Source organism: Oceanispirochaeta sp. (genome assembly GCF_027859075.1).
Classification (GTDB): Bacteria; Spirochaetota; Spirochaetia; order DSM-2461; family DSM-2461; genus Oceanispirochaeta.
Map to the genome: position 1 here is coordinate 1 of NZ_JAQIBL010000204.1, position 7,603 is coordinate 7,603.

The following is a 7,603-nucleotide window of genomic DNA, read 5'->3' on the forward strand; positions in this document are numbered from 1 at the left end:
ATAAGCCGCCCATGTTTTACCGGTCCCAAAGCCTCCCCAAATAATTGAACAGATGGCCTCTTTCATGTTTTCCTGAACCGGGCCGACTTCCCGAAACCTGATAGGGATCTGAGCAAGAGCGTTGTCAGTTCTTCTTTTCAATGAATCCTGATAATTTCTTTCTTGAACTTCATCCCATGATTCAGGTTGATCATCTCTTTTTTGTTCTGCCATATTGATTATTACTTTTAGTATTTCATCTTTTTCAGAATTCAAAATTAACCTCCCCTTTGAAATTGTCCTGTTTTGCCTCTTTCTGGAAATTGTTTCTCTCCCAGGTTCTGACAGATGATTTCCAGTCTTTCATTTTGCTCTTTCCAACTACCCAGCCTTTAGACTCATAGTGATCAAAGAACTGTTCTGGATTGACAGTATTTTTTCTCTCTTTGCAATAGTCTGAAATTTGCTGAACTGTTGGTTTTTTAAATACTTTATTTTTACCATCATTATTATTCTCTTCTTCTTGTAAAGATGTATATGAAGGTGAAGGTGAAGGTGAAGAGCTTTTCTGTGGGTTACCCTTTGGGTTATCTGTGGGTTTACCCTCAATTAACCTATGGGTTATCTGTGGGTTCTTTGGTCTTCCCCCTTTTTTGCCATTTTCCCTTGCTGATTCCCTTCTTGAATTAGCGTTTTCAAGCTCTCTATCTATCCTGTTATGGATGTATTTTTCACCATCATTTATGAAGAATTCATCAAGTATATTCTGTGCTTTTTCCTTTGTAATTCTTGCTATATTTGCTATTCTTTCAACGTCATTCCCTAAACTTCCTTTTTTCCAGTAATGCATCATCATAAGCAAATATGCTCCGTTCTCTTCTGCTGATAAATGGAGAGTATCAGCAAGATAGTCATTCACATACAAAGGCATCCAAATATCTGTTTTCATGACTACCTCAGTAATTTTATTTTCTCTGCCTGATCGTCTGGAATTTCCCTGTATCCTCTCTCCCAGTTGGTTATAGTTCCTTGTGACATTCCGAGCTTTAGAGCAAGCTGCCACTGACTCAACCCGGAGCCTTTCCTTATTTTCCTTAACTCTTCAGCCGTCATAATTACCCCTCTATATAGTACTACTACTAATAATAAATATAGTCAATATTTCAACCATGGCTGTTGAATATTTTAGAAATCCAATACTGATTGTTTGTCAGTTTCTCTCTTTACGTCCTGAAGGTTCATAATTGCCTGTTTGAAATATGACTCTTTCAGCTCAACGCCTATTCCTTTTCTGCCGTTAATGACTGCCCCGTAAACCTCGGATCCAACTCCCATAAAAGGCGTAAAAACTACCTCATCTTTGTTCGAGTATAATTCTACCAATCTCTCGATAACGTCCAACTGAAGAGGATGCACGTGCTTCTCATCGTCTGGGTCCTTGCTGTCTTTGAATGGTAAAACATTGTCAATTCTGATATCATCCCAAATACTTGAGGCGTACCGCTGCCAGATGTAATGACTCAATTTATTTGACTTAGGATCTGCCTTGTCATAAAACTTTTTATTCAGATATTCCCACATTTCAACCTCATTAAAATTCGATTCATTTGCATTATTAAAAGCTCTCAGAATATTAGGCAGTATTGGTATTTCTCCGTGATATTCTTTTAATCCGTTAGGATGAACAACAGGAACCTTGTTTTCTCCTTTCTTTGAGAATATTAGGACATAATCCGGCATAGCTGTAAAGCATTTTGTAGAATCTTCTACGATCATCTTGTGCATTAAGCTCTGGACCATAGTTCTCATCCTGACCTTTAACGGCTCTTTCCATATCGTGATTCTGTTTTTATACTGAAATCCATATTTCTTGTGAAGTTCTATAATCTCATGAGGAAGATCCCAGAGGTCATGAGTGACAACGCTGCCCAAAACATCCTGACAATGTACTGCCGTTATTCGTCCAGGCTTTGTTACCCTGGCAATCTCTTTTATCAAATACTCATACTGATCAAGAAATCCCTCTTTTGTTACATTGTTTGAAAAGTCATTCTCTGATGATGAGTATTTATACAAACCTGCGAAGGGTGGCGAGTAAACGGATAGGTCAATTGAATCGTCTCCCATTTCTGATATTACATTCATGCAGTCATCGTTATAAAGAGCGTAATTGTCTTTTATTATATTTTCCATTAGTTCCATCCTTATATAAAATTAGGCATTCTAATATTGCCACTTTTCAATTTAATTTTAGGTTCAACAAACCCATGCAAATTCTCATTCAATCGTTTCTGAAGTTCAATAGATTTCTGCGTTTTCATCTCCAATGTTTCAAGTACTCTTTTCTGACCATCAGAATATACCAAATCAACAGTAACCGGATTCAATTGCCCAAACCTCCAAAACCTCCTTATCGCCTGGTAAAATTGTTCATAGCTCCAAGTTGGAAACAATACAGTATGATTGCAATGCTGCCAGTTCAGGCCGAACGATGTCATCTTTGGCTTTGTGATAATTCTCTTTATTTCACCCTCTGCAAAGTTCATCAAGATTTCTTCTTTCTTGTCCATATTCATTGATCCTTTAATTTCTACCGCCTCTTTGTCCAGTATGTTCAACAGTTCGCTTTCCTTGTTAAAGTTGGTCCAGTATACAGATGTTTTCCCGGCGGATAGCTCTGCCGCCTTTTCGCAACGCTGCGGTATTGTTGCTTTCTGCTCTGCCCGAACCTCTGTCATCGTCTTTGCTGTAATGTTGAACATTTCTTTTTGACCATTTATTACAAGAGGATCAAGATTGCTGACAGTATGATAATTTTTAATTAACTCAGGCAAAATATACCGTTCATCTGAAAATCCAAGGTCTGAAGGATTCTTGATAGACATTGACCAACTGTTCACCCACTGGAAAAATGCATCTTTCGCATGTGGTTTAAGATCCCACTTTGTACCAATATCCTGAGGCTTTGAAGTATTCTCTTTATTTGAGAAATACCGGCTTAACATATCCATATATCCAAGATACCCCAGGGCTTCTGAAGATGTTCCAAGTTCAATAAAATCATTCGGTGAAGGCGTTGCTGTTGATAAATACCTGTATTTTATCTTTCTCATAAACTCTGTTATTTGTGTTTTGAAAGCACCGTCAAAGTTTTTCAGGATTGAACTCTCATCAAGTATAACGCCCTGGAAGTCCTCAGTATTGAAATGATGCAACCTTTCATAATTCGTTACTGTGATTTTACTTTTCAGCTTTCCATCTCTTGAATGATCGATATCAATATCAATTGTCTTTGCTTCTTTTAAGAACTGGAAAGCAACGGCAAGCGGCGTCAATATTAGAACATTCCCATTTGTATGCCTGACAATGTTTTCAGCTATTACCAATTGCATTAGAGTTTTACCAAGTCCTGTATCTGCATAAATAGCAGCCCGGCCTTTTTTGATTCCCCATTCTGTAATATGCTTCTGAAAATCAAACATTCTATCAGGCATGGAAACCGGGTCAAATCCAAAGTTTCCACATAGTTGCGCTTTTGATCTTAAAAATTCCTGATAGTCAATCATTTCCACCACCTCACAAGTCCAGTCGCTATCTCTTCCCCATTCTGCCAGTAAAAAGAGCCGTTATGAAAATGGACCCAGATCTCACCGCAGAATACTATCAAGGCCCTACACTCTCCATTTACTACCGGGAGAGCCTTGTCTGTTGAAATCCATTGATCCCGGTCTGTCCTGGCATTCAGGTTTTCTGTTGTTGCGCTCATTTGTTGCGCTCCTTTGTTCCGCTCCTTGATCATTGCATCGGCAACCTTGTAAGCCTCTTTTGCAATAAAATCCTCCCTTGTCATCTCTTCTGTATCCATATAAATACATCCATGATGTCCGTCTTCAGAAGACAAACCGCCATTCATCGCCTGTCCTGCAAAATAATCACGGAGTGTCATGCCTCCCATTCCAAATGGTTGAGGGTCTTCGTTTCCATTTCCAAAATCTACTGTTTGCATAGGGAATGCGCTTCCGCCGTTATCTTTCATCATTTCACCTTTACCTTTTTCTCTCCGAGCTTTGATATGCCGCCGCCCTTGCCTTTCAAAGGGATCTCCGCATCTTTCAGGTAACTCAATAGCGTGTGAATACTTACGCCCAAATAATCACAGGCGTATTTTGTCGTATTCTGCTGGTATAAGTCCTGAAGCTCTTTTCTTGTTATTTCCATAGTTCCTCCTGTATCCTTCTCTGTAATATCAAAAATGCGATTGCAGCCACTCCTGGAACTTGTCCATTTCCAATGGCTTTAAGGCGGTCCACTCTGGACACCAGCCCATGAGCCACTCTACCCATGACGGGTTTAATTGACCATTCTTTTGATTGACTTCTGATGCTGTCATCTTTTTTGCTTCCGGGGGGTGAACTTCCATCCGCAAGTATCCCCGGTCGTTGTCGTGCCCTGGGTTCGCATTGAACCTGTCCGAGACTGTCGGTGTCGGATACGTCTGCCGGGTCTTTGTCCCACCATTTGATGCGTCCCTGACTGCCTGATTGATTGTGTATTGAGCCGTATGCCCGCTGTCCCGGATCGGTTTCCATTCCGGCTGTGTTCCCCGTTTCCCCATGTTCGCATCCGGTGAAGGCCAACTCTGCCGGGTCTGAGTCCCACCATTGTATACTTCCCGGGCAAGCTGATCCAATCTTTTCCTCTTTGATCCGTCCGGGTTCGTCCCTGTCGTACTCATCCCGGGGGAATCTTTCCAATCCCGTTTTGACGGGGTAGCCCAATATCCAGATTCTTTTCCGTCTGTGGGGCGCTCCGATATCGTCCGCTCCCAGCACACACCATTCAGCATCGTACCCGATTTCGGCCAAGTCTCCGAGTACGGTTCCAAGTCCCCTAGAAGTGAGTAATGGGCTGTTTTCCATGAATGCGAATCGTGGTCGTACTTCGTCAATGATCCTGTGCATTTGTTTCCAGAGGCCAGATCTAACGCCATCGATTCCAGCACCTTTCCCGGCTGCTGATATGTCCTGACAAGGAAATCCACCGCTAACGATGTCAATTTTCCCTCTGAATTGCTTCCCATCGAGCGTGTTGATATCGTCCCAGATAGGGAATTTAGGTAAGATTCCGTCAAGCTGTCTGCGTAGTAGTGTTTCTCGTGGGTAATCTTCGATTTCACAGGCCGCCACGGTTTTCCATCCGAGCAAATGGCCCCCGAGTATCCCGCCTCCGATCCCTGCAAATAATGCCAACTCATTCATAAACCCCTCTTTTATAGTTCTTCACTTACAAATGTACTTCCACTATCACTTCTTGTCAAGAGAAACTTTCATTCATTATCAATCATTGCATTCCGGATGATCTTTAATTTTATCCGGCTGCTCTTCAGCTCTTTCAACATCTTTTCGTTTTCCTCTTCCATCATCTCTATATATGATTCCTTCTCTTTCATCTCAGAGGCTACCATGGACTCCATATGATGCTTTAGGTAGTGATGGATAGTTATCCACCGGGAAACGTTCCACACCACCACCACGAGCGCACAGATGGAAACAATGGCAACCGCTTCCGGCATCAATCCGTAGATCTGCCGTTGAATCTCATTTACCACGGACTTTCTCCGATACTATTTCAAAGGAATAGCCGTCCCTAGTGGTCCCCTGCTTCCCTGTTCTGTTCCTTTGCAAAGTGCATGAAATTGTATTGATTGGAATGTAAAGGACCCTGGCTGCTTCTGAGATTGTCACCGGCTCTGAAATAACATGCATTCCATATCTGAAAACAATGATCTTCTTGACGGTATAATTATTCTTTTTAGTGTACTTTTTGGGACCGCTTGCCCGGCTTGCCTCTTTCCCTGCACCGTCCAGGATTCTTAATCCTTTCGGACAATGCCGGATATCATCGATTGGGAGAACCTTCTCTTTCTTTTCCATAAGTCTTATTACGCTCATTCTGTTCAGTATGTCCATTGTTGCTCCTGATTGGCCCCGTTTCCAGGGCCGTATTATTATAGATTGTAAGCTGCGTCTTTCAGTATTTCAGAAGCCTTTTCAATTGCCCATATTGCCTCGTCTGATGAAAACATATTCACTTTGTCCATAAGATTCCGAGCAATCGTTTCCAGCTTCTCTTTGTCCGGAGCATTGGCGGCCTTTCTTGCTGATTCCCGCTGGTCGGATTCCTCTTTAGCCTTCCGGGCTTCCTCTGCTCTCAATCTCTCGTCCTCTTCAGCTCTTTTAAAACTGGCTTCGGCTTCGAGCTTCTCCCGGGCTTCCCGTTCTTTTCGGAGAGCTTCATCATGAGCCTTGTTTTCAGCGTCAATCTTTTCCTGTGTGGCTTTCTCTTTTTTGATCCGGGCCGCTTCCTCTTTGGCTCTGAGGGCTTCCCTCTCTTCAGCCTCCTTTCGGAGCTGTTCATTTTCAAGGCGTATCCGTTCGTTCTCAATCCGTTCGGCTTCGATTGCGGCGAGTCGGTCGGCTTCTGCTTTGCGTTCGGCTTCGAGCTTTGCGTCATAGGCGGCTTTTGTTCCGAGGATGAAATTGTTCCAGACCTCAGAAGGCATTGATCCCAGGTCAATAAAAGGATGGTCAGGGTTGTATTGATAAAGGATTTCCTGTCTTTCTTCCTGCAGGACCCTGATCCGTTCAGCCTCGATCCGCTCATAGTGAGTCTCGATTTCCTTGAGCTTTTCCTCTTTGTCGGTTACTGCGTCTTTTAAAACGTTGTAAACTCCCTGGATCGCATTCCCTGCTCTGAGATATTTATCTTTTTCTTTTTTTCTGGCCTTGTCTGCCTCTGTCCGGATCTTTCCAATGTCCAGGCGAAGACGCTTAGCAATTTTGGATGTCTCTTCACCCGGGTCCATGGCGACAACCTGATTATATTTCTCTTCAAATCTTTCCAGCATCTTTACCATCGGGAAAAATACTGCTTTTATCTGTGCTGATTTCTCGGGGGTCAGGTCTTTTAATTCTGTTGTAATTGTCAATTCGTTCATTTATTTCTCCTATATCCGGTTACTATTCCACCGGGGAAGCCAAGATGATCACCTCCTGATAGGAAGATTAAACCGCTTCAAAGTCTCCATCGACATCCAAATGATGTTCCGGATCTGCCATGTCCATTCTGACTGTCATGTTATCACTTGCCACGGCCTGGGCTGCTTCGGTGCTCTTCGGTGCTGACTTCAGAAGATCAAGGAGGACTGTCTTACAGGCCATGGCGTCAAAGTGTCCTTTCCATGGGCTTGATGACTGATTGAAGGACTTGCTGAATTTCTCTGCGTGCTTCGTTACTTTCTCTTTTGACCATACAACAAATGATTTCCCGCCGTTGTCCAGTTCATAGACTGCATAGTAATAGACAGATTCACCAGTAGGCTTCGCTGACGGCTTGTGGTGCAGTCTTTCATCAAGTCCGTACTCATAGGCGAACTCATCGGCTTTGTCCACCACACGGGCATTTATTCGCTTGTACTGCTTTGATCTGTAGGCAAGATCCAAGAGACCTTTGTACCCGAGCTGAAATTGAACCTCTGAGCCGTACGGGATCAGATAAGCCTGGCCGAGCGGTGTATTGGGTTCCAATCCAAGCTGAGCCGCCGTCATCAATGCGCCCATTAAGC

General features: G+C 42.9%; 12 protein-coding genes. All 12 read right to left on the reverse strand.

The genetic code is table 11. The annotated features are described in order from the left end of the window. Positions 1-255, reverse strand: a 255-nt coding sequence (locus tag PF479_RS11420) for a hypothetical protein (RefSeq protein ID WP_298006491.1), incomplete at its 3' end; no start/stop codon positions are given. Then, complete coding sequence (locus PF479_RS11425; RefSeq protein ID WP_298006493.1) at positions 245-928, reverse strand: DUF1376 domain-containing protein; 684 nt, start codon at positions 926-928, stop codon at positions 245-247. The genes PF479_RS11420 and PF479_RS11425, both read right to left, overlap by 11 nt. A gap of 2 nt (positions 929-930) precedes the next feature. Continuing rightward, on the reverse strand, positions 931-1,092 hold the full coding sequence (locus tag PF479_RS11430) for a helix-turn-helix transcriptional regulator (RefSeq protein ID WP_298006496.1): 162 nt from the start codon (positions 1,090-1,092) through the stop codon (positions 931-933). Positions 1,093-1,164: 72 nt separating this feature from the next. Then, the gene (locus PF479_RS11435; protein WP_298006498.1) at positions 1,165-2,172 is read right to left on the reverse strand and encodes a DNA methyltransferase; all 1,008 of its coding nucleotides are present in this window, start codon (positions 2,170-2,172) and stop codon (positions 1,165-1,167) included. A gap of 11 nt (positions 2,173-2,183) precedes the next feature. Continuing rightward, positions 2,184-3,545, reverse strand: coding sequence for a DEAD/DEAH box helicase (locus PF479_RS11440; protein ID WP_298006501.1), 1,362 nt, complete (start codon positions 3,543-3,545; stop codon positions 2,184-2,186). Further along, the gene (locus PF479_RS11445) at positions 3,542-3,985 is read right to left on the reverse strand and encodes a hypothetical protein (protein ID WP_298006504.1); all 444 of its coding nucleotides are present in this window, start codon (positions 3,983-3,985) and stop codon (positions 3,542-3,544) included. The genes PF479_RS11440 and PF479_RS11445 overlap by 4 nt, the downstream gene beginning before the upstream one ends. A gap of 29 nt (positions 3,986-4,014) precedes the next feature. Then, entirely contained in the window at positions 4,015-4,197 is a 183-nt protein-coding gene (locus PF479_RS11450) for a hypothetical protein (RefSeq protein ID WP_298006507.1), read from the reverse strand. Next, positions 4,188-5,237, reverse strand: coding sequence for a DNA cytosine methyltransferase (locus tag PF479_RS11455; RefSeq protein WP_298006510.1), 1,050 nt, complete (start codon positions 5,235-5,237; stop codon positions 4,188-4,190). The genes PF479_RS11450 and PF479_RS11455 overlap by 10 nt, the downstream gene beginning before the upstream one ends. 68 nt (positions 5,238-5,305) lie before the next feature. Continuing rightward, the gene (locus PF479_RS11460) at positions 5,306-5,587 is read right to left on the reverse strand and encodes a hypothetical protein (RefSeq protein WP_298006513.1); all 282 of its coding nucleotides are present in this window, start codon (positions 5,585-5,587) and stop codon (positions 5,306-5,308) included. Next, positions 5,577-5,948, reverse strand: a complete 372-nt coding sequence (locus PF479_RS11465; RefSeq protein WP_298006516.1) for a hypothetical protein — start codon at positions 5,946-5,948, stop codon at positions 5,577-5,579. The genes PF479_RS11460 and PF479_RS11465 overlap by 11 nt, the downstream gene beginning before the upstream one ends. A gap of 38 nt (positions 5,949-5,986) precedes the next feature. Continuing rightward, positions 5,987-6,976, reverse strand: a complete 990-nt coding sequence (locus PF479_RS11470; RefSeq protein ID WP_298006520.1) for a hypothetical protein — start codon at positions 6,974-6,976, stop codon at positions 5,987-5,989. A 67-nt stretch (positions 6,977-7,043) separates the two neighbouring features. Next, positions 7,044-7,603: recombinase RecT (locus PF479_RS11475; protein WP_298006523.1), on the reverse strand; the 560-nt coding region annotated here is incomplete at its 5' end.

Coding starts and splice junctions, on each gene's coding strand:
- PF479_RS11425 (WP_298006493.1), bottom strand. CDS start 928: ATGAAAACAGATATTTGGATGCCTTTGTATGTGAATGACTATCTTGCT.
- PF479_RS11430 (WP_298006496.1), bottom strand. CDS start 1,092: ATGACGGCTGAAGAGTTAAGGAAAATAAGGAAAGGCTCCGGGTTGAGT.
- PF479_RS11435 (WP_298006498.1), bottom strand. CDS start 2,172: ATGGAAAATATAATAAAAGACAATTACGCTCTTTATAACGATGACTGC.
- PF479_RS11440 (WP_298006501.1), bottom strand. CDS start 3,545: ATGATTGACTATCAGGAATTTTTAAGATCAAAAGCGCAACTATGTGGA.
- PF479_RS11445 (WP_298006504.1), bottom strand. CDS start 3,985: ATGCAAACAGTAGATTTTGGAAATGGAAACGAAGACCCTCAACCATTT.
- PF479_RS11450 (WP_298006507.1), bottom strand. CDS start 4,197: ATGGAAATAACAAGAAAAGAGCTTCAGGACTTATACCAGCAGAATACG.
- PF479_RS11455 (WP_298006510.1), bottom strand. CDS start 5,237: ATGAATGAGTTGGCATTATTTGCAGGGATCGGAGGCGGGATACTCGGG.
- PF479_RS11465 (WP_298006516.1), bottom strand. CDS start 5,948: ATGGACATACTGAACAGAATGAGCGTAATAAGACTTATGGAAAAGAAA.
- PF479_RS11470 (WP_298006520.1), bottom strand. CDS start 6,976: ATGAACGAATTGACAATTACAACAGAATTAAAAGACCTGACCCCCGAG.